Source organism: Prolixibacter sp. DSM 2831, assembly GCF_056493735.1.
On sequence record NZ_CM151379.1, the window covers coordinates 651,597 to 674,007 of the forward strand.

The following is a 22,411-nucleotide window of genomic DNA, read 5'->3' on the forward strand; positions in this document are numbered from 1 at the left end:
ATGAAAATTGTAATCTATGCTTGAACATTTAACCAAGGACACATTCAAAGCGAAAGTATTCAACTTTGAAGAAAATCAAGAATGGAAATATGAAGGCGATACTCCCTGTATTATTGACTTTTACGCAGACTGGTGTCAGCCATGTAAGATTGTTGCACCTATTCTGGAAGAGCTCCAGGAAGAGTATGGCGACAAACTGGTGATTTACAAAATTGACACCGAGGCCGAGCAGGAATTGGCCGGTATGTTTGGTATTCAGAGCATTCCGTCTTTACTTTTCGTTCCGGTAAACGAACAACCGCAAATGGCGATGGGAGCATTGCCAAAAGACACTTTCAAGCAGGCCATTTCGGATGTATTGAAAGTAGAGAATTGATATTCCTGATATTGACAATTTTATTGAAGGCGGGTTGAATTTGATTCGGCCCGCCTATAATTTTTCTACCAACGATTCCAATTTCATTCCCCGGGAACCTTTTATCAGCAGGTAAAAACCCGAAGGTTTTAAATTTCCCAAATAGTTTTTGGCTTCTTCAGTTGTTCGAAAAGACTTGAAAGAGTCGGGCATGTGGCATTTGGAAAATTCCGGGCCGACCAAAAGAACAAAATCCGGTTCATTCGCGGCTATCCGGTCGACCACCTTTTGATGCTCTTCTTCCGAAGTTGTTCCCAGTTCCAGCATGTCGCCCAGAATAACCCCCTTGGGGCTATTATTGATATGCTGAAAAGTGTCGAGTGCTACCTGCATACTCGACGGATTGGCGTTATATGCGTCCAGTTGAAGCTTGTTTCTATTGCTTTCAATGAACTGCGATCGATTGTTGGCCGGAACATAGCTCTCCAGTGCTTCTTTAATTTTCAGTGGATCAATTCCGAAGAAACTACCAACAGTGGCAGCTGCCAGCGCATTCTCGAGGTTGTAACCACCGATGAGCCTGGTTTTGATATAGAGCCATCCTTTCGGGAATTTAATTTTACAGACCATAAACGGGTTGGCTTCGACTAATTCGCCTTGCAGGCCGGGTAGGTCTTTATTTGTCGTATATGGAATATTCGGTGTTTCCCGGGCCATTTCCCTGAGATGAGGATTGGCTTGATTGATGAATATCTTTCCGCCGGTCCGCTCGACAAAACGGTAGAGCTCAGCCTTGGTTTTTTTTACCCCTTCGAACGAGCCGAATCCTTCGATGTGAGCTTTTCCTACGTTCGTGATCAGGCCATAATTCGGAAGAGCGATTTCAGAAAGTATCGCAATTTCGCCCGGATGATTGGCTCCCATTTCCACAATCCCGAGTTCCGTTTCCCTGGTCATCGAGAGCAGGGTTAATGGTACTCCGATGTGGTTGTTCAGGTTGCCTTGCGTGAATATGAGATTAAATTTCTTTGAGAGTACAGCAGCGGTTAATTCCTTGGTTGTGGTTTTACCGTTCGAGCCGGTGATGGCCAAAATTGGCAAATTCAAGAGTTGACGATGATGACGCGCTAACTCCTGAAGGCTTTCCAGCACATTTGCTACGTAGACGATACGCGAATCTGTCACATATTCTTTTTCGTCAACAATGGCGTAGGCCGCGCCTTGTTCAATTGCGTTGCCTGCAAATTGGTTGCCGTTGAAGTTGTCTCCTTTTAGGGCAAAAAAAAGGCATCCTTCTTTGATATTCCGACTATCAGTCGAAACATTTGGATGCGATAGAAATAGCTGATAAAGTTCTTCTGTAGTCATGGCCTAAAAATAAAAAACCTCAGACAAAAATGCTGAGGTTTTCAATTGGTAATATTTTAAAATTAATCTCCGTTGCTAGGACTCCCTACGTGTGTCATCGCACAGCGGAAACCAATATCGTCTGTCGATTTATTCTGATCCATATAACGGCGGGCTCCCGGGCTCAACCAATAAGGACGATCCTTCCAGCTTCCTCCTTTATAAACTCTGACTTTGTCGGTAATGCGTGGCGCAAATTGTCCGGCATTCGCTTCATACATGTCTTTCGAAGTGCTGTCAGCTTTATTAGCCTCTGAGTTCCAATCTTCCGAATCATCGATTCTCGATTGGTAATCACCGTCTCTGAAGTTTCTGGCATCAGCAACCGTATCGACTTCCAGCCGGCCGTATTGGTCACGGATCAGGTTGCCATCGGCGTCTCGTTTATATTTTGTGTACACATTTCCACGGAATGGCTGGAATTCGGCTTCGTCTTCCGTGCCATAAGGACGGTATACATCCTGAACCCATTCATTCACATTTCCAGCCATGCAGTAAAGACCATAATCATTCGGCCAAAATGCAGTTACCGGTGCGGTAATGTCATAAGCATCATTAAGTGCTCCGGCCATACCCATCATATCACCTCTGCCCCGCACACTGTTAGCCATCATTTCTCCGCGGTGTTTTTTCTGGGTGTTTCTAATCTGATTTCCATTCCACGGATAAATTCTACGGTCGGTTAACAACTCGCCATCTTCATTTCCTATCAAGCCAAGTGCAGCGTACTCCCACTCAGCTTCGGTGGGGAGACGGTAGTTTGGAAGAAGCAAGCCATCTGACTGTTTTACACGGCGAGTCGCCCCATCCTTTGAATAATCCTTCATAGGATTATCACCTTCCACCCCCTGATACAGTCCGTTCAAATAGGACTCGGTGGTAAATACGTTCTGACCTTTTTGAGACAAGTCATCGGTCAATACTCCTTCGTTAATAAGAATACGCTCATTAACGCGGTCAGTTCTCCATTTACAATAGGCCGTTGCCTGTACCCAGCTTACACCTACTACCGGATAGTTACTGTATGCCGGATGGCGGAAATAGTTTTCCAGATAAGGTTCATTATAAGCCAACTCGTTTCTCCATACCAGTGAATCGGGAAGAGCTTTGTTGTATTTCTCTTTGTCATCGGGATATACCCTCTTTATCCAGTACAGATATTCGCGCCAGTCAATATTCCTTACTTCTGTTTCGTCCATGTAAAACGAAGCAACTGTTACTCTTCTTGGTGAATTATTCCAATCATACATAACATCCTGCTCAACACGCCCCATGGTGAAGGTTCCTCCTTTGATGAAGACCAATCCCGGACCTGTTGCTTGATGGTATCCCGCTTGGTATTCAAAACCACCGTTATCCGGGTCGTTATACGCCCAGCCTGTGGTGGAAGAAACTCCGTTGTTCTTGCTTTTAAAGAGACTACAGGAGCCAAGTAATAAGAGACTAATCGCCAATAACGGAATTAATTTCAATCTCATGATGTGTATAATCGTTAGTGATTTTTCCTTGGTGAACACAAATATAACTGAAAACCCGCCTCACTTATTGTCTGTCGGGAATAACTTTTTTATTAGTCGAATGATATTGCGACAAATATATATGTAAAATGTTATGATTGAAGAAAATTGCGTTCTTTTGTCTTGTTCTAAATATTTGATTTTCCAAAAAAACGTTGATATTGTAATTGATTTCTGTTTTTCAGTCAGTTTTGGAATTCAGAGAGCCTAATTAAATACCTGTTTTTGCCCGACCACAATGTATAAAATATTCTTTTTCATATCAATATTTCTAATCAGCTGTCATATTTATGGTGAGCAGCTTGATGTAACATTGGCATGGCACAACAAGAGTGAATCTGTTTTACCAACATTCTCAGGAGCAAGATTTGATGATGTGCAGCCGGATATGCCTTTTTGGTCGGAAATAATACCGGTGAATGCCGCGAATGTGAATGCCGAAATAGTAGTTGAACAATGGAAATCTCTTCCGGATACGGGAACGATAAAAAAATACGCCTTCCCTGATACCTTGTCTTTTTCAAGTAAAGTTGTGATTGCTTCCGGAAAGAAATTTCTTCAATTGCGATTGTTGCCTTTCGTCAGGAAATCAGGAAACATTCAGTATGCTTCTCAATTTCGTGTGAAATATTCTGCTTTGCCGGAATTAAAAGCAGCGAGTTTATCGGGAAGTGTAGCAGCCCATTCTGTGTTGGCTTCGGGTACGTGGAAAAAGGTGAAAGCGAAGGGGCAGGGAATACATAGCATCACTTATGCTGCTCTGAGAACCATGGGATTTCAAACGCCGGGCGATGTGAAGATATACGGAAATTTGTCTTACATGCTGGATCGTGTCAATCGTCCCGACTCACCCGATGATTTGGTACCGGTTCCGTTTTACGCAGGAAAAAACACGGCCGGGGATGATTGTCTGTTTTTTTATGCACCGGGCTCGGTAAAATGGACCTATGACGCGTCCACCGGCTTGTATCGGCATCAAATGAATTCTTTCGCCCCCGATTATTCTTTCTTTTACCTAACGGAAAACACGCAAGCCGCTCCTCAAATACCAACCGAAGCAGTTGCCGGTACAACTGCCGACACTGTCGTGACACAATATGATTATCACGATTTCTCAGAAAAAGAAGAAAATAACCTGATTGAATCGGGACGTGAATGGTTTGATTCGGCCATGACAGGAACGGGGTCTCAAAGCCTGAGTTTTGCCATTCCTAACCGGGTGGCTTCGGAGCCTGTTTCTTTCCAAATGGTTGCTGCAGCCAGGACAAAAGACGGCTCTTCGTTATCCGTGCAGGTTAATGGCACAGCGCTCGCCGATTTTCAATTTAGTGCCTATCAGACATACGAAAGCGCTGACTATGCTGATTTGCAGGAAAAACAATTTACATACAATGGCACGGGTACACAGTTGAATGTGGCGTTGCAATCTTCTGCGGGAGGAACCGACCAAACCTGGTTGGACTACATCCGTATGCAAGCCCGGGCGAATTTGGTCCTTTCGGGAAGTGAGCTGATTTTCCGGGACAGCCGTTCGGTGAAAGCGGGTCGAATCGCCGAATTCACCCTTTCGGGTGCCGATTCCCAAACCAGGGTATGGGATGTGAGTTCCCCGTTGAACCCGAAAGCAATGCAGACGACATTTGACGGAAGTCATTTGAATTTTCCGGCTTCAGCCGATACTTTGCGCGAATTTATAGCTTTCAATCCTTCTGCTGATTATCCGGGAGTTGAGTTTGTTGGAGACGTGGCCAATCAGGATTTGCATGGGATGGACGCAGGTGAAATGCTCATCATCACTCCAGAGGTATTTCTGTCGCAAGCCAATGAACTGGCCAACTTTCATCGTCAACAGGATGGAATGAATGTTTCGGTTGTTCCGGTAGAAAAAATTTACGACGAGTTCTCAGCCGGAATAAAAGATGTTACCGCCATCCGGAATTTTATCCGGGCGTGTTACAGGAAAAGTTCCGGCACGCCTTTGAAGTATGTGCTGCTTTTCGGAAAAGGGACGTATGATAATATACACGATGTGTCGGATGAAAATCCGGATTATATTCCCACCTGGCAGTCAGAAAATTCAATCAATCCTGCCTTGTCGTTTGTGTCGGATGATTATTTCGGATTGCTCGACGATGGAGAAGGTGAATATAATGGAGCCGTAGACGTAGGCGTTGGTCGGATTCCTTGTATCTCGCAAGCTGAGGCAACAGCTGCGGTTGATAAAATTACCCATTATGCATCGACAGCAGGTTTGGGTGAGTGGCGCAATGTATTGTGTTTTATTGCTGATGATGAAAATGGAAATCTGCACATGCGCGATGCTGAGCGTTTGGCCGATCAAGTGAACACGGATTATCCTTCGTTTTACACCGATAAGATCTATTTTGATGCATATCCTCAGGAAACAACACCTGACGAACGTTACCCCGGAGTTACCGCTGCGATTAATGATCGCGTCAAGCGTGGCGTTTTGATTATGAACTATACGGGGCATGCGAATGAGGAGGGACTGGCTCACGAAAAAGTATTGATGAAACCGGATATCGATGCCTGGACCAATTACGATAAACTTCCGGTTTTTGTTACCGCGACCTGTGAATTCAGTCGTTGGGATTATACAAATAAGCAGTCGGCAGGAGAACATGTTCTCTTTAATCCGAATGGTGGTGGCGTAGCATTGTTCTCGACCACGCGTCTGGTTTATTCTTCAGCCAATTATCAAATCAACAAAAGCTTTTTCAATCACGTATTTGAGCAAGACCAAAACGGGAAAAATCTGCGAATGGGCGATGTTATCCGGTTGTCGAAAATCGATAATGGCGGAACTATCAATTCGCGAAAGTTTGCATTGCTCGGTGATCCTGCATTACGTCTTACCTATCCGCAATATCATGTTGCAACCACCGAAATAAACGGGCAGCCGGCAAGTGAGTTGACTGATACGATTCATGCGTTGGACGTCATTAAAGTAACTGGCCAGGTGCAAGACATAAAAGGAAGCCGGCTATCTAACTTTAACGGCGATTTATATCCGATAGTTTATGATAAACAAACAACCGAGCAGACATTGGGCAATGCGGGACAAACGCCATTCGATTATGTTGTTCAGAATAACGTGTTGTACAAAGGGAAAGTCTCGGTGACTGATGGCGCTTTTACTTTTTCGTTTGTCGTGCCGAAGGATATCAATTATCGTATCGATAAGGGAATGATACGCTATTATGCCACCGACGGAGCCATCGACGGTCACGGGTATTATAACCAGTTTGATATTGGTGGTGCCTCCACCGGAACGATAACTGACGCCGCCGGACCGGATATCCAGGTTTATCTCGATAATGAACAATTCCGTTCGGGTGATGAAACGGGAAAGAATCCCTTGCTAATTGTCAAACTAGCGGATGAAACGGGAATCAACACTTCAGGAACGGGTATCGGACACGACTTAACCGCGACGCTCGATGGTGATGAGCAGGACTTGATCGTACTCAACGATCTATTTCAGGCCGACCTGAATTCATATAATAGCGGAACCGTCAATTACCAGTTCAGCGACTTGTCAAGTGGTGTTCATACTTTGAAAATAAAGGCCTGGGATGTTCTAAATAATTCCTCTGAGAAGGAGGTGGAATTTAAGGTGAACACCGGATTAAAGATAAGTCGTGTATATAATTATCCGAACCCGGTGAAGGATGAAACACACTTTGTTTTTGAACATAACCAATATGGTGATTTGTTTGATGTTACCGTTTCTATTTACGATTTGCAGGGACGTTTGGTTGACCGAATGGATAAATCGGTTCTATCCGACGGATTGGCTAGTAATCCAATTACATGGAATCCTTCTTCGCGTGGTATTTCCCTGCCTAAAGGGATCTACATCTATCAGATTTCAGCTACTTCTGCAGAAGGATTTTCAGCTTCCCGGAGTGGAAAAATGTTGATTTTGCATTAGAAACATAAGTTTTAAGATAATTTTTTATTATGAAAAGCGTTCCAGTATAGGAATGCATTTTGAAAACAAAAGCTTATTTTTGTGGACATTAATGTTTTTACTTTACCATTTTCTATGAGAAAACTGCTTGTTAGCCTAATTGTTATTGTCGCGTTGCTGGAAACAGCGAAAGTATCAGCGCAGGAAACCATAACCGGTCAGGATGTTAAGGCAAATCCGATTACAACGGCCGTACCCTTTCTGACAATTGCTCCCGATTCCAGGCATGGTGCCATGGGGGATGCAGGTGTTGCTACATCTCCGGATGTAAATGCCCAGCACTGGAACGCTTCGCAGTATGCATTCATGGAAAGCTCATTCGGAATCGGGGTTTCTTATACGCCATGGTTGCGAGATTTGGCTGACGACATCAACCTGGCTTATGTGGCTGGTTACTATCGTTTGGATAATTTGCAGACTGTTAGTGCTTCACTGCGGTATTTCTCATTAGGAAGCATTCAGCTAACCGATGCTCAGGGACAACCTATGGGCAGCCAAAATCCAAATGAATTTGCTTTCGATGCCGGTTACTCAAGAAAGCTTTCCGATAACTGGTCGGGTGCTGTTGTGTTGAGGTACATCCGTTCCGACCTGTCAGGTGGAGTGGGCGATGAAACCTATTCTCCGGGTAATGCCTTTGCAACCGATGTGTCGTTCTATTACCACACAGCCTGGAAAGATAGTCGTCAGAGAAGAGAAATTTCAGCAGGTATCGATATTTCCAACGTCGGCTCGAAAATTTCATATGATCAGGGTGAGACGAAAGAGTTTCTTCCGGCCAACCTTCGTTTAGGTACCGCTTTCTCTATGGATCTGGATGAGTACAACTCATTGACGCTGACAGCTGATATCAATAAGTTGCTGGTTCCGACTCCTGCCGATACGGTTTCGGCAACTGATTCCGGAAACGGAACAATTATCGTTACACCGGGGTATGGTTCGGATAAATCCGTTATCAGTGCTGTATTTTCCTCATTTGGTGATGCTCCCGGTGGTTTTAAGGAAGAGCTGCAGGAGGTCATGGTATCGCTAGGAGCAGAATACTGGTACAATAAGCAGTTTGCTTTGCGCGCCGGGTATTTTTACGAGAACCAGAATAAAGGTAACCGAAAATATTTCACAGCAGGTGCAGGATTGAAAATGAATGTGTTTGCCCTGGATTTCTCTTACCTTCTTCCTACTGAACGAAACAATCCGTTACAAAATACGTTACGTTTCACATTGTCATTTGATTTGGATGCGTTCCAAAAAACTCAACGGTAGTTGTTTATGGATTATCGTGTTGGACTTGGCTACGACGTTCATCGGCTAGCTGAAGGAGAGGAGTTGTGGCTTGGCGGAGTTCTGATTCCTCATAACAAAGGAACAGTGGCTCACTCTGATGGCGACGTTTTGTTACACGCCATTAGCGATGCCATGTTAGGAGCCGCCCGTTTGCGTGATATTGGTTTTCATTTTCCCGATACATCGGAAAAGTATAAGAATGCTGACAGCAAAGTGTTGATGGCGGAAGCCTACCGGTTGGTCAGGGAAAAAGGATACCAGATTGTCAATATCGATTCGACTATTGCCGCACAAAAACCGAAGTTGATGCCTTTCATCCCTTCGATGGAAAAGAAAATTGCGGAAGTGCTTGGAATCGATGAAGACAATGTCGCTGTGAAAGCGACAACCACGGAAGGTCTTGGACCTGAGGGACGCGAAGAAAGCATTTCGGTGCAGGCTGTAGTGTTGTTACAAAAACAAATTTCATAAACTTGGAAACAGGAATGTTCCCTTTAGCATTATTACGATCTTATGCATTTTGAAGAATTGGTGGAAACCGAAGCACTGGTATTATTGTATTTTACCGGCCCCAACTGCTCGGTTTGTCATGTGCTGAGGCCGAAAGTTGAGGCCATGGTACAGAGTGAGTTCCCGAAAGTTGCTTTTCGGGTAGTGAGTTTGGATCAGGAACCTGAATTGGCTGCGGCTTTTTCGGTTTTTACCGTTCCGACAGTAGTCTTCTTTGCCGAGGGAAAAGAAACTTTCAGAAAAGTTCGTGCTTTTTCTCTCGATGAACTAAAAGGTGATATGGCCAGAATTTACCGGTTCTTTGAGGATTAATAACCGGTAAATATCGTTCAATATTACGAGTCATATTTTAATTAATGTTTTTTTATCTCAGTAATTTTTTTTAATTTGTTTATCTAAACCCAAAGTTCTGATACCAATTTTAAAACCCGCTTAACCAACCGTGCCCAGAGGTAAGTTAGTTTATATAACCCTATTATTGGGATTGGTCTGTATACCCCTAATTTTGAGTGCCAAACCCAGTGTCGAAGAAGTTGACAGTCTTGTGCAAAAGCTTTCTTCCGTTTCGGAGAAAAACAAAGCAGAGCTGCTCAACAAAATTTCTTTTGCCTACCTCTATATTGACTCCAAGAAAGCCCAGGATTACGCAGAACAAGCTCTTCAACTGGCCATTAAACGAAAGGACCGGAAAGAGGAAGGTACTGCTTATGTGGCAATGGGAAGTAATTACTTTCTGAAAGGAGAATTCGAAGCATGTCTGCCGCTTTTGAAGCAGGGGTTAATGATTGGAAAGGACTTGAACGATAAAAAGTTAATTACGAACTCCCTCAATTCACTTGGCTCCTACTACAATAAAATTGGCGATTTTAAGAAGGCGATGGATACGTATGACGAGGCTTTAACGTATTTGAAGTCTCCCAAAGACGATTTGGAAATTGCAACAATCGACTCGAACCTCGCTGGTTTGTATTCCACTTCTGGGAATTATGTTAAGGGGATGGAGCTGTTCATGAAGGCCCTGAAAATATTTGAAACGAAGGGAACAAAAGAGCAGGTCGCGCGGATCAAAAATAACATTGCAGTTGCATACCACGATTGGGGAAATCTGGACAAAGCACTCAAGTATTACAATGAAGCGCTGGACGTGTATCGCGACTTAAATCAACTCTCCAACGAAGCCATTCCGTTGAACAATATAGGTGAGATTTATAAGGATCGGGGAGATTATGAGAAAGCGATTGATTATTACCGGCAGTGTTACGGTATTGGTATCATGCTCGACAATAAGCAATTTGAAAGCATAGGTATTTTAGGAATGGGCGAAGCTTTGATTAAGCTAAACCGGATTGATGAAGGTGAGCAAAAAATACTGGAAGCGAAAGCCAAATTCGAGAGCATGAATTACGTGGAAGGTTTGGCACATGTTTATTATAATATGGGATTGATTGCCGATGCCCGAAATCAAGCAGACCAGGCCAGAGCTGATTTTCAACAAAGTATCGATTACGCTCAGAAGCTGCACATTATTGACCTGTTGGAGAAAAATTATGCGGCACTGTCGCGGCTGGTTGCACTGTCCGGAGATTATCGTCGTGCTTTTGAGCTTTACAATACGTATTCAACGATTCGAGATTCGGCTTTCAATGAGAGCAAAGCCAAATTAATAACCGAGATACAGAGCCGTTACGAACTGGATCAGAAACAGAGCGAGATTGAGATTCTCACTCGCGATAATGCCATTAAGGATTTGGAGTTGGGGCGAAAGCGCATCCGTTTTAATATCATGCTTGGAATCATTTTGGTTCTGGCAGTCTTCTCGGCGTTGGTTGCAACGCTCTACACTACTAAGCGGAAATCCAACTTGTTACTTGAATCAAGTAACGAACAAATTATGCAGCAAAAGGATGAGTTGGAGAAGCTTAATATCACGAAGGACAAATTGCTGTCAATTATTGGGCACGACTTGCGTGGCTCGATTGGGGCATCGAAAAGTATGCTCCATCAACTGATTAAAGAACCCGATGTTTTTCCGCCGGAAGAGCAGGAGCAAATCAAAGAGGAGTTGTACCGGCTCTCGGAGAATACCTACGAGTTGCTCGAAAACCTTCTTTCATGGGCGAAAAGCCAGCGTGGCCTGAAAATCTTCAAGGACGCCAATTCCATTCGTCGACTGGTTGATTCAAATCTCGAACAACAGCGCTTCTTTGCTGACAAAAAGAATATCGAGCTGACTTCCCAGCTGACGGAAGACTGCATGGTATACTGCGACCGGAACATGATTAATATGGTTATCCGGAACCTGTTATCTAATGCCGTCAAGTTTACTCCTGAAAAAGGAAAGATCACCATATTCGGACATCGTGCCGGAAACAACTATCGCGTCTCCATTAAAGATAATGGCGTGGGTATCCCGGCCGAAAATATCTCCCGTATTTTCGATTCCCGTGAGTTCTTTACGACGTATGGAACTAACAGTGAAAAAGGTTCCGGCTTAGGACTGATTCTCTGTAAAGAATTTGTAGAGAAGAATGGCGGCGAAATCAGCGTTGAATCTGACTTGGGACGTGGTACTACTTTCTCATTTACGTTGGTTGTGGCTACTGGCGTTAATTCCTCAGTGGAAATCACCCCGGAAAACGATAAACCGGGCCGTGGAAATCCTTCAATCGGATAAAAAAACTGCCCGGAAGTTCATCCGGACAGCTCTCTCTTCAAAATTCCTGTTACTCTTATTTATTTTTTGAATTGCTTTTCGATAAGGTTGTCGTCTGCAATATTGGGCAGTGTCACTTTCAGTTTGGGATTTTGCTCCATGGCACGTTTGATGGCAAACATAGCCGACTCATTTCGGGCCCACGAACGGCGCGAAATTCCGTTATTCACATCCCAGTGAAGCATCTGAGTTAGCCTGCGGTCACAATCTTCCGAGCCATCGAGCAGCATGCCGAATCCGCCGTTGATAACTTCGCCCCAGCCAACGCCACCACCATTGTGCAACGAAACCCAGGTTGCACCGCGGAATGCATCGCCAATTACATTGTGAACGGCCATGTCGGCTGTGAAGCTTGAACCGTCATATATGTTTGATGTTTCGCGGAAAGGTGAATCGGTTCCCGATACATCGTGATGATCTCGGCCCAACACGATCGGTGCGGAAATCTCACCATTACGGATTGCTTCGTTAAAGGCTGCTGCGATTTGTGTGCGGCCATCGCAATCGGCGTAAAGAATACGCGCCTGCGAACCGACAACCAGCTTGTTTTCTCCTGCTTCGCGAATCCAATGCAGGTTATCTTCCATCTGCGATTTGATTTCTTTAGGCGCTTCCGCAGAAAGACGTTCCAATACTTTCGCTGCAATGGCATCCGATTTTTCCAAATCTTCCGGTTTACCGGAAGTGCAAATCCACCGGAAGGGACCAAATCCGTAGTCGAAGAAAAGCGGGCCCATAATGTCTTCCACGTAGGACGGATAACGGAAACGTGTATCGTCTTTCATCACGTCGGCTCCGGCTCGCGAAGCTTCCAGCAGGAAGGCATTTCCGTAGTCCCAGAAATACATACCATTGGCAGTCATTTGATTGATGGCAGCCACATGGCGACGCAGTGTTTTTTGGACTTCCTCTTTGAATTTCTCCGGATTTTCGGCCATCATTTTGTTTGACTCTTCCAGTGTCATTCCTACCGGATAATAACCTCCCGCGTATGGATTGTGCAGTGACGTTTGGTCGGAGCCGAGTTCAACCGGAATTCCGTCTTTAGCCAGGCGTTCCCATAAATCAACGATGTTTCCTTGGTAAGCGATAGAGACTGCTTCTTTGTTCCGGCTGGCCTGAAGCATTCGCGGAATCAATTCATTTAGGTCAGTAAATACTTCGTCGACCCAGCCCTGCTCATGTCGCACCTGTACCGCTTTGGGATTGATTTCGGCGACAACACCTACGCATCCGGCAATAACGGCAGCTTTGGGTTGTGCTCCCGACATACCGCCCAGCCCGGACGATATAAATATTTTGCCGGCAATTCCTCCTTCGGAATGCATGCGGGCCGCATTCATTAAGGTAATCGTCGTTCCGTGAACAATTCCCTGCGGACCAATGTACATGAACGAACCAGCTGTCATCTGTCCGTATTGCGTAACGCCGAGCGCATTCATTCGCTCGTAATCATCTTTCGACGAATAGTTCGGGATAACCATTCCGTTTGTCACAACGACTCTCGGCGCTTCCTTGTGCGACGGGAACAAGCCCATCGGGTGGCCGGAATAGAGCACCAGCGTTTGTTCTTCCGTCATCTCCGAAAGGTACTTCATCGTCAGACGGTACTGTGCCCAGTTTTGGAATACCGCTCCGTTCCCTCCATAGGTAATCAGTTCGTGCGGATGTTGTGCTACGGCTTTGTCCAGGTTGTTCTGGATCATCAGCATGATGGCAGCAGCCTGTTTCGATTTGGCAGGGTAGTCGTCGATAGAATGTGCATGCATTTTTATATCCGGACGAAAACGGTGCATGTAAATCCGTCCGTAGTTTTCCAACTCTTGGGCAAATTCCGGCGCCAGTACCTCGTGATGTTTTTGCGGAAAATATCGCAATGCATTGCGAAGAGCCAGCTGTTTTTCTTCGTTGGTTAAGATTTGTTTCCGCCTTGGAGCGTGATTGATATTTGGATCGTGCGTTTTGGGTTCCGGCAAGATATCCGGAATTCCTTCGGTTAAGGATTTCACAAACGTATTGTTGGTCATAGTTTTCGTTTTAATTTTCTGACAATAAAATTACAATGCAAGGGAACATTAAAAAATGAGGAAGGGCATGTTTAATAATCGACCCGGAAAGGAGCAGCTTTTCTGAAGTATGCCAATTCGTCAGACTTTAATCTTTGATAAATGGGCTGATTATTATGTTGTTTGTGGATAGCACCTGACATCAATTAGTACGGACTGGATTTTGTGTTAACTTGTAGGAAATTATTCAACTAATATTTGATCCACACAGAATGAGAGAATTTCTTAACCTGAATGATGCTCGCTTGTGGTCAATCCGACACCCGTCGGTAGTAATTGATAAACATAAGAAATTATACGCATGAAAAGAGTTGGAATTATTGTTGTTGTTGTTGTTATTCTGTTAGTCTTTTTCGGGATTTTCAAATGGGTTAATAGTTATAACAAATTGGTTGAAAAGCGGGAAGCTGTTTCATCTCAATGGTCACAGGTCGAAAACGTCTACCAGCGCAGGGCCGACCTGATTCCTAATTTGGTGAATACGGTAAAAGGATACGCGGAACATGAAAAGGAGACGCTTACTTCAGTGATTGAGGCACGTGCCAAGGCTACCTCGGTCAATGTGAATGCCGATAACCTCGATCAGGCTTCGTTGCAAAAATTCCAGCAGGCACAACAGGGACTTTCTTCTGCCCTGAGCCGTTTGATGGTGACGGTTGAACGGTATCCTAATTTGAAGGCCGACCAAAATTTCCTTGGGTTGCAGGCCCAACTGGAAGGAACCGAAAACCGGATTGCTGTGGAACGCCGCCGGTTTAACGAGGTTGCCCGCGATTACAATACCTACATTCGCAAATTCCCGCAAAGCATCATTGCTAATTTCCAGGGATTTGAGAAAAAAGCTTATTTCCAGGCTGACAAAGGAGCCGATCAAGCGCCGAAAGTCCAATTTTAAAAAAGGAGTTTCATGAAAATTGAAGAGTTTTTCAGCAAGGAAGAACAGGCTAATATTATAGAAGCCATTCAGGAAGCTGAGCACAATACCAGTGGCGAAATCCGCGTGCACATCGATGACAAGTGCCCCGGTGAAGTACTGGACAGGGCTGCTCATGTTTTCAAAGTGCTGGATATGCACAAAACCAAAGAGCGGAACGGCGTTTTGTTTTACCTGGCTGTGGGGAACCGCAAATTTGCCATTCTGGGAGATGCCGGAATTAATAAGGTTGTCCCGGAAAACTTCTGGGATGAGATCAAGAATAAAATGCTGGAGTATTTCAAGGAAGGTGATTTTGCCATTGGCCTCGCGGAAGGAATTTCGATGGCCGGTCACCAGCTCAGCGAACATTTCCCTTATCAGGAGGATGACGTAAACGAATTGTCGGACGAAATCTCATTCGGAAAATAATGAAGCAAATAAAACATATTTCTATGCGGATGAAAGGGATGTTGCTGTTGCTGGCGTTGATGATTAGTGTCAATGCTTTCGCAGAAAACAGTGATTTTCCGGCTCGTCCACAACCAGCCAGACTGGTCAACGATTTAGCCCATGTATTGCCACAGCAGAAAGCGATGATGCTGAACGAAAAACTGGCGGAATTTGCCCGGCAAACCTCTACGCAGATTGCTGTTGTAACCCTGAATAATTTGCATGGGTACGACAAAGCCGATTACGCCGTTCGGTTGGCTCAAAAATGGGGAATCGGACAGAAAGGCAGTGATAACGGTATCCTGATTTTGGTAAAGCCGAAAACCAGCGAATCGGTAGGTAAAGTTTTCATTGCCGTAGGTTATGGTCTGGAGGGTGTCGTTCCTGATGTGGTGGCCAAGCAAACCATTATCGAGAATGAGATGATTCCCTGGTTCAAGAAAGGTGATTATTTCATTGGTATCGATCGGGCAACCAATGTGCTGATGGGACTGACGAAGAAGGAATTTACGGCCGACCAATATATTCAGGCTACACGCGAACAAAGCAAGCGGGGACGAGGAACCGGAGGTGTTGGCGTGGTCATCTTCTTCATTATCCTGTTCTTCATCTTTGGACGCCGGCGCCGGCGGTTTGGAGCGGTTGGTCGTGGACCATCATTCCTCGAAGCTTTGTTGCTGATGAACCTTTTCGGCGGCAGCCACCGGGGTTCGTGGGATGATTTCTCCGGCGGAGGCGGAAGCTTCGGCGGTGGTGGAGGAGGAGGATTCTCCGACTTTGGCGGTTTTGGCGGCGGAAGTTTTGGCGGCGGTGGAGCCGGTGGAACCTGGTAACAAGAGAAACGAACGATATGATATAAAAGAAACCCGATCCTTTTCCGGACCGGGTTTCTTATATGGTAGCAATTGTTTTGCTTACTTGCTCTTACTTTCTGTCTCTTCAGAAAGAGGTGTCATGATATCCTGGTCAACGAGGATACGGCCACAATATTCACAAACGATAACTTTCTTGCGTGAAGCAATGTCCAGTTGACGCTGCGGCGGAATTTTGTTGAAGCAACCTCCACAGGCATCACGCTGTACGGTTACAACAGCCAGTCCGTTGCGGGCATTTTTGCGGATACGTTTGAAAGCCGTCAGCAGGCGATCTTCGATGTTGGTTTCAATCGCTTCTGATTTGTCGATGAGCTTTTGCTCTTCAACGGAAGTTTCCGAAGTAATTTCTTCCAGCTCTTTGCGCTTGCGTACCAGATCTTCTTCGTGATCTTTCAGGTCAACCTGAGCTTTGTCGATCTCCTCTTTCTTCTGCTTGGCTTCAGCGGTAAACTCTTTGATACGCTTTTCAGCCAGCTCGATTTCCAGTGTCTGAAATTCAATTTCTTTCGACAGTGAATCGTACTCACGGTTATTGCGTACATTATTCTGCTGCTCGGTGTATTTTTCAATCAGCGACTTGGCTTCTTTTATTTCGGCCTTCTTGTTTGTAACCGCAGTATTCAAGCTCTTTACCTCATCGTCGTATTTCTCGATGCGGGTTTTCAAACCGGCGATTTCATCTTCCAAATCCTGAACCTCCAGCGGTAACTCACCCCGCAACGTATGGATTTTATCGATTTCGGAAACAACTGTTTGAAGCTCATAAAGCATTCTCAGCTTCTCTTCTGCAGGAACTTCATTCCCACCAGCCGGCTTGTTGAATTCTGTCGTCATATCCTGTTTGTTATTTATTGTGTTTCTTAAGTATTTACAGGTAATTTACCGGGTTGGTTTTCACCTCCGATAAGCGAATGGCAAAGTTAGGGAAATTTTTGGTAAGTATTTCATAAAAAACCTCTTTAGTAAACTGTTCGCTTTCATAGTGCCCAATATCGACAATCACCAGTTTATCTTCGGCATCGAAAAACTGGTGGTATTTGAAATCGCCGGTGATGAAAACATCGGCGCCAGAGGCTTTTGCTTCATTCAACAGAAAACTACCTGAACCACCACAAAGGGCTACTTTTTCAATCGGTTTGTTGAGCAGGCGGGTGTGGCGAACAGCTCCGCAGGCAAACGTTTCTTTTACCTTTAGCAGGAAGGCTTCTTCGTCCATCGCTTCCGGAAGACGACCAACCATTCCCATACCGGTTTCGAACCACTCGTTTTCCAACGGATAAAAATCGTACGCCACTTCTTCGTACGGGTGACTTTCCAGGAGCGCCCTTAGAACCTTACTTTTCCGGTAACGGGGAAGAACGGTTTCCACACGGACTTCCTTTTCTGTATGTTGCTTGCCACGCTCTCCGACGAATGGATTGGTGTTTTCGCTTCCGCGGAAAGTGCCCTCTCCCGGAAGGTTAAAGCTGCATTGATCGTAATTGCCAATGTGGCCTGCTCCGGCAGCGAAAATGGCTTCACGTACGTTTTCGGCATGCTCAACAGGGACGAAAGTTACCAGCTTCAACAGCTGTCCTTTCATCGGTGAGAGGATTTGACAATCCTGTAAGCCCAGTTTTTCACACATCTTGGTGTTTACCCCGCCTGGAACACTGTCGAGATTGGTGTGAGAGGCGTATATGGCCACATCATTTTTGATGGCTTTGATCACACAACGCTCCACATAGTTTTTACCGTTGAACTGCTTCAATCCTTTGAAAACGATGGGGTGGTGGGCGATTATCAGGTTGGCTCCCGTGGAGATAGCTTCGTCAATTACCTCTTCAGTTACATCCAAAGTCAATAAAACGGCGTCTACTTCGTCGTTCGGGTGACCGACAATCAAGCCGGCGTTATCGTACGATTCCTGAAATGAGGGAGGAGCCAGCGCTTCCAGTTTGCTGGTAATGTCACGTATCTTGAGTTTCATGCTCGCGGTTTTTAGGCGGGTAATCAGGATAAAAAAAGAAGAACCTGTTACAGCTCTTCTTTAATCTCCAGTAAAAAGTTCTTTATGTCCTGCAGTTTCTTCACTACTTCGTAAGTATCCTGAGTTCCCTGCCGGTTTTCTTTTATCTTTTTGTGCGCACCTTTGAGTGTCATTCCCCGTTCCTTCACCAGGTGATAAATCAGACCGAGGTGGTCGATATCTTCTTTGGTAAAAAAACGGTTGCCCTTTTTGTTTTTGTGCGGTTTGAGTGATTCGAACTCTTTTTCCCAAAAACGAATGGTCGATGGCCGGAGATCGAACATCTCGGCTACCTCGCCAATCGAGTAATATAGTTTTTCCGCTTTGGGCTGTTTAAATGGCACAGTGTTGTTTTTTTAGTCAAAGCTTTGTCCCATGTTGGACGAAATTTCAATCATCTTTTCATATTCCTGCGGCGACAAATCGAGGAAGTAGTAGTTCTGGGGGTTCACCTTTTTACCATTCTTATGTACTTCGTAGTGAAGGTGTGGTGCTGTTGATGTTCCGGTGCTTCCCACGAAACCAATTACATCCCCCCGCTTCACTTTTTGTCCCGGTTTTACATTGAATGCGCTCAGGTGAGCATACTCCGTTTCGAAGCCGTATCCATGGCTGATCAAGATGTGGTTTCCATAACCAATCTTGGAACGGCGAATCCACTTTACTACGCCACTCCCCGTCGCGAACACCTCGGTTCCGGTAGGTGCAGAGAAATCCATTCCGTAGTGAAACTTACGGATTTTATAAATCGGGTGGATGCGGTATCCCCATCCGGATGCGGTTCGTTTTAAATCCTTGTTCGAAACCGGCATGATGGACGGCAGGCTGGCTAACATCTTTTCCTTGTTCAGGGCCATCTTCATCACATCATCGTACGATTTGGACTGAATGTAAATCTGCTTCGTTAAAACGTCCAGCTTGCGAGCCGTTGAGATAACCAAATCAGCATTATCCATGCTTTCCAACTGTGAGTAACGGTTTATTCCACCGAAGCCCGCTTTCCGAACGGATGCCGGAATGGGTTCAGCTTCAAAAATAACCCGGTAAATATTGTCGTCACGATACTGAATATCCTTCAATACCTTACTCATGTTGTCCAGATCCTTGTTCATTAAGGTATATTGCGTGAGCAACCTTTCGTTCTCACGTTTCATCCGGCGAAGTTTGGGGGAATCAAAAAACTGGAGAAAAATCATAGAAATGATAACCGCCAGTACTATACTCGTGGAAAGGTAGCCAAGCAATCTCTTGACAAGAGACTTAACATTTCGTTCAATCTTGTCGTAACTGAGCGTTTCAGGGTTAAATCTGTAGTTGGTTTTACCCATGCTGGTCCTTTATTTTACAATATGTGTTAACAAATTTAACGAAATAATCTAAATTTGCAAGGATCAATAAAACAGACCCTTCAAACGGTTGCAAATCTAAAATTTTTTTCGAGTTTCGCAGGAGAAAACCCGATGAAGCGGGTCAATTTTAACATTTATTCGAATTAAGCTTCTTGATTATGAATTCAAAAGAGATACGTCAAACATTTCTCGACTTTTTTGCATCGAAACAACATCAGATTGTTGCCTCAGCACCGATGGTGGTGAAAAATGATCCAACGCTGATGTTTACCAACGCGGGGATGAACCAGTTCAAGGATATCTTCCTGGGGAATTCGCCGGTAAAATCGCCGAGGATAGCGGATACACAGAAATGTTTGCGTGTTTCGGGTAAGCATAACGACCTGGAAGAAGTGGGACACGATACGTACCACCATACGATGTTTGAGATGTTGGGTAACTGGTCGTTTGGCGATTACTTCAAAAAAGAAGCGGTCAACTGGGCGTGGGAATTGCTCGTTGGCGAATTCAAGATTTCTCCCGAACGTTTGTATGCTACCGTATTTGAAGGCGATGAAACAGATGGCGTTGCAGCTGACGAAGAAGCCCGTGGTTACTGGAAACAGTACTTGCCGGACGATCATATTCTGAACGGAAACAAGAAAGACAACTTCTGGGAAATGGGCGATACCGGACCGTGTGGCCCCTGTTCCGAGGTTCATGTTGACTTGCGTGACGAACACGAACGTGTCAAAAAAGACGGACGTTTGCTGGTCAATAAAGATCATCCGCAGGTGATTGAAATCTGGAACCTGGTGTTCATACAGTATAACCGGAAAGCTTCAGGTAAACTGGAAGAGCTGCCGGCGAAACATGTCGATACCGGAATGGGCTTCGAACGCCTCTGTATGGTATTGCAGGGGAAGCAGTCGAATTACGATACCGATGTTTTCCAGCCGATTATTAAAGAGTTGGGCAACCTGGCCGGTGTAAAATATGGCGATGACGATAAGACGGACATTGCCATGCGTGTGGTGGCCGACCACTTGCGTGCGATTGCTTTCTCTATCACCGATGGTCAGCTGCCATCGAATAACAAAGCGGGTTACGTTATCCGCCGGATTCTTCGCCGTGCAGTGCGTTATGGTTACACCTTCCTGAATTTCCGGAAGCCGTTTATTTTCCAGTTGGTTCCGGTTCTTATTCAGAATATGGGAGAAGCCTTCCCGGAACTAAAGAAGCAAGAGGAGCTGGTGACCAAGGTGATTCACGAAGAAGAGGAATCATTCCTGCGCACGCTGGAAACCGGAATTCGTATGCTGGATAACATCATCGAAGAGACTAAAAAGAACGAATATAAAGTAGTTAGCGGTAAGCTGGCTTTTGAATTGTACGATACGTTTGGTTTCCCGCTCGACCTGACTGAGTTGATTCTTCGTGAAAACGATTTGGTCGTTAACCGGAAGGAGTTCAACGAGGCGATGGAAGCTCAGAAGAATCGTTCGCGGAACGCGACTCACCAGGAGACTGGCGACTGGATTCAGCTGCAGGCCGACGATGAAGAGGAGTTCATCGGGTACGAGCACCTGGAGGCTAAGGTGAAAATTACCAGATATCGCAAGGTGAAAGTGAAGAATAAAGAATCGTATCAACTGGTCTTCAACTTCACGCCTTTCTACGCTGAGTCAGGTGGTCAGGTTGGTGATACCGGCTACATCGAAGCAGACGGCAAGAAAATAAGTATTCTGGATACCCAGAAGGAAAATAACCTCATCATTCATTACGCGAAAGAGTTACCGGCTGATCCGTCAGCAACGTTTGTCGCGCATGTCGATAGCCGCAAACGGCAGTTGACGGCCAATAACCACTCGGCAACACACTTATTGGACCACGTTCTGAGAGAAGTGCTGGGTGAGCATGTGGAGCAGAAAGGTTCGTTGGTGAATGAAGATTACCTGCGTTTCGACTTTTCGCATTTTCAAAAGGTAACCGAAGAAGAGTTGGACGAAATTCAACGTCGGGTAAACCAGATGATTCGCAAGAACCTGAAGCGCGAAGAGTTCCGGGCTGTGCCAATGCAGGAAGCGATGGACATGGGAGCGATTGCGTTGTTTGGTGAAAAATACGGCGACTTGGTTCGTGTGATACGTTTCGGCGATTCAACCGAATTGTGCGGAGGAACACACGTGGAAGCTACGGGTGAAATCGGTTTGTTTACCATCGTTTCCGAAGGTTCCGTTTCGGCAGGCGTTCGACGGATTGAAGCCATTACGGCTGACCGTGCAGAGCAGATGATGGTACAAAACCACAAAGTGCTGAAAGAGGTTTCGGGTATGCTGAATAATCCGAAGAATCTGAAAGTTTCGGTCGACGAATTCCTGAAGCGCAACAACGAGCTGACGAAGCAAATCGAGGCTTTCGAGAAGGAAGCTGTTGGTATCATGAAGCGCGACCTGTTGCGGGAAGTGCAAGACATCAACGGAGTGAGCTTTATTGCCCGTCAACTGGAAGTAAATAACTCGGCAATGCTGAAGGATTTGGCTTTCCAGCTGAAAGGAGAAATCGACAATCTCTTCCTGGTACTGGCAGCTGAAATCGATGGTAAAGCGAATCTTCATATCATGATTTCCGATAACCTGGTGAAGGAACGTGGTTTCAATGCCGGCAAAATGATTCGCGATTTGGCGAAGCATGTGAAAGGCGGCGGTGGCGGACAGCCATTCTACGCAACAGCCGGAGGAAAAGAACCGGCAGGAATTCCAACCGTATTGGAAGAAGCATCCAATTTGGTGAATCAGTAAACAAGATTAATAAAGATATCAGTTGAAAGGCTGCCTGTTATGGGCAGCTTTTTCTGTATGAGGGGGGGAAGTTTTAGGAAAATGAAAATTATTTCAGCCAAAACAGCATCTCACTTATGTCCTTAAATACAGACACTTTTAGTTATTTATATATGTTTTAAATTTGTAGCATGCTGCAAAATCTCAG

17 protein-coding genes are annotated in these 22,411 nt (G+C 45.2%); 10 read left to right on the top strand and 7 right to left on the bottom strand.

Annotation, left to right across the window (positions count from 1 at the left end; genetic code table 11):
* Positions 1 to 16 precede the first annotated feature (16 nt).
* On the top strand, positions 17 to 376 hold the full coding sequence (trxA, locus tag AC060N_RS02615) for a thioredoxin (RefSeq protein ID WP_106543137.1): 360 nt from the start codon (positions 17 to 19) through the stop codon (positions 374 to 376).
* 54 nt (positions 377 to 430) lie between these two features.
* Here trxA and AC060N_RS02620 read toward each other — a convergent pair whose 3' ends face one another.
* Positions 431 to 1,723 carry a UDP-N-acetylmuramoyl-tripeptide--D-alanyl-D-alanine ligase gene (locus tag AC060N_RS02620; protein WP_479525761.1) on the bottom strand — a complete coding sequence of 431 codons (1,293 nt, stop codon included), beginning with the start codon at positions 1,721 to 1,723 and terminating at the stop codon, positions 431 to 433.
* A gap of 62 nt (positions 1,724 to 1,785) precedes the next feature.
* Entirely contained in the window at positions 1,786 to 3,240 is a 1,455-nt protein-coding gene (locus AC060N_RS02625; protein WP_479525762.1) for an SUMF1/EgtB/PvdO family nonheme iron enzyme, read from the bottom strand.
* Positions 3,241 to 3,517: 277 nt separating this feature from the next.
* Between AC060N_RS02625 and porU the strand changes: the two genes are divergently transcribed.
* The 5 genes from porU (at position 3,518) to AC060N_RS02650 (ending at position 11,741) form a co-directional block, all read left to right on the top strand.
* Complete coding sequence (gene porU, locus AC060N_RS02630; RefSeq protein ID WP_479525763.1) at positions 3,518 to 7,234, top strand: type IX secretion system sortase PorU; 3,717 nt, start codon at positions 3,518 to 3,520, stop codon at positions 7,232 to 7,234.
* A 114-nt stretch (positions 7,235 to 7,348) separates the two neighbouring features.
* Complete coding sequence (gene porV / locus AC060N_RS02635; RefSeq protein WP_106543209.1) at positions 7,349 to 8,536, top strand: type IX secretion system outer membrane channel protein PorV; 1,188 nt, start codon at positions 7,349 to 7,351, stop codon at positions 8,534 to 8,536.
* 6 nt (positions 8,537 to 8,542) lie between these two features.
* Positions 8,543 to 9,028 (top strand): 2-C-methyl-D-erythritol 2,4-cyclodiphosphate synthase, encoded by a 486-nt coding sequence (gene ispF, locus AC060N_RS02640; protein WP_479525764.1) that lies wholly within the window; start codon positions 8,543 to 8,545, stop codon positions 9,026 to 9,028.
* A gap of 42 nt (positions 9,029 to 9,070) precedes the next feature.
* Entirely contained in the window at positions 9,071 to 9,379 is a 309-nt protein-coding gene (locus tag AC060N_RS02645) for a thioredoxin family protein (protein ID WP_106543133.1), read from the top strand.
* A gap of 193 nt (positions 9,380 to 9,572) precedes the next feature.
* Positions 9,573 to 11,741, top strand: a complete 2,169-nt coding sequence (locus tag AC060N_RS02650) for an ATP-binding protein (RefSeq protein ID WP_479525765.1) — start codon at positions 9,573 to 9,575, stop codon at positions 11,739 to 11,741.
* Positions 11,742 to 11,800: 59 nt separating this feature from the next.
* Here the strand turns inward: AC060N_RS02650 and AC060N_RS02655 are convergent, their stop codons facing one another.
* Positions 11,801 to 13,807, bottom strand: a complete 2,007-nt coding sequence (locus AC060N_RS02655; protein ID WP_479525766.1) for a urocanate hydratase — start codon at positions 13,805 to 13,807, stop codon at positions 11,801 to 11,803.
* Positions 13,808 to 14,147: 340 nt separating this feature from the next.
* Here AC060N_RS02655 and AC060N_RS02660 point away from each other — a divergent pair, with 340 nt between their 5' ends.
* Genes AC060N_RS02660 through AC060N_RS02670 form a run of 3 tightly spaced genes read left to right on the top strand, consistent with a single transcriptional unit; the run spans position 14,148 to position 16,045 of the window.
* Entirely contained in the window at positions 14,148 to 14,741 is a 594-nt protein-coding gene (locus AC060N_RS02660; protein ID WP_479525767.1) for a LemA family protein, read from the top strand.
* 12 nt (positions 14,742 to 14,753) lie between these two features.
* Positions 14,754 to 15,191 carry a TPM domain-containing protein gene (locus AC060N_RS02665; RefSeq protein WP_463234361.1) on the top strand — a complete coding sequence of 146 codons (438 nt, stop codon included), beginning with the start codon at positions 14,754 to 14,756 and terminating at the stop codon, positions 15,189 to 15,191.
* On the top strand, positions 15,191 to 16,045 hold the full coding sequence (locus tag AC060N_RS02670) for a TPM domain-containing protein (protein WP_479525768.1): 855 nt from the start codon (positions 15,191 to 15,193) through the stop codon (positions 16,043 to 16,045). The genes AC060N_RS02665 and AC060N_RS02670 overlap by 1 nt, the downstream gene beginning before the upstream one ends.
* 81 nt (positions 16,046 to 16,126) lie before the next feature.
* Here AC060N_RS02670 and AC060N_RS02675 read toward each other — a convergent pair whose 3' ends face one another.
* From AC060N_RS02675 to AC060N_RS02690, 4 genes are read right to left on the bottom strand one after another with little or no spacing between them, the layout of a single operon-like run.
* Positions 16,127 to 16,921 (bottom strand): zinc ribbon domain-containing protein, encoded by a 795-nt coding sequence (locus AC060N_RS02675; protein WP_479525769.1) that lies wholly within the window; start codon positions 16,919 to 16,921, stop codon positions 16,127 to 16,129.
* Positions 16,922 to 16,955: 34 nt separating this feature from the next.
* Positions 16,956 to 18,056: a Nif3-like dinuclear metal center hexameric protein gene (locus AC060N_RS02680; RefSeq protein WP_479525770.1), complete on the bottom strand. Its 1,101-nt coding sequence runs from the start codon at positions 18,054 to 18,056 to the stop codon at positions 16,956 to 16,958.
* Between the two features lie 47 nt (positions 18,057 to 18,103).
* A complete protein-coding gene (locus tag AC060N_RS02685) occupies positions 18,104 to 18,439 on the bottom strand; it encodes a MerR family transcriptional regulator (protein WP_479525771.1) in 336 nt (111 codons plus the stop codon).
* A 12-nt stretch (positions 18,440 to 18,451) separates the two neighbouring features.
* A complete protein-coding gene (locus AC060N_RS02690) occupies positions 18,452 to 19,249 on the bottom strand; it encodes a M23 family metallopeptidase (protein ID WP_281351377.1) in 798 nt (265 codons plus the stop codon).
* Positions 19,250 to 19,602: 353 nt separating this feature from the next.
* Between AC060N_RS02690 and alaS the strand changes: the two genes are divergently transcribed.
* Positions 19,603 to 22,224: an alanine--tRNA ligase gene (gene alaS, locus AC060N_RS02695; RefSeq protein ID WP_479525772.1), complete on the top strand. Its 2,622-nt coding sequence runs from the start codon at positions 19,603 to 19,605 to the stop codon at positions 22,222 to 22,224.
* Positions 22,225 to 22,411: the final 187 nt, after the last annotated feature.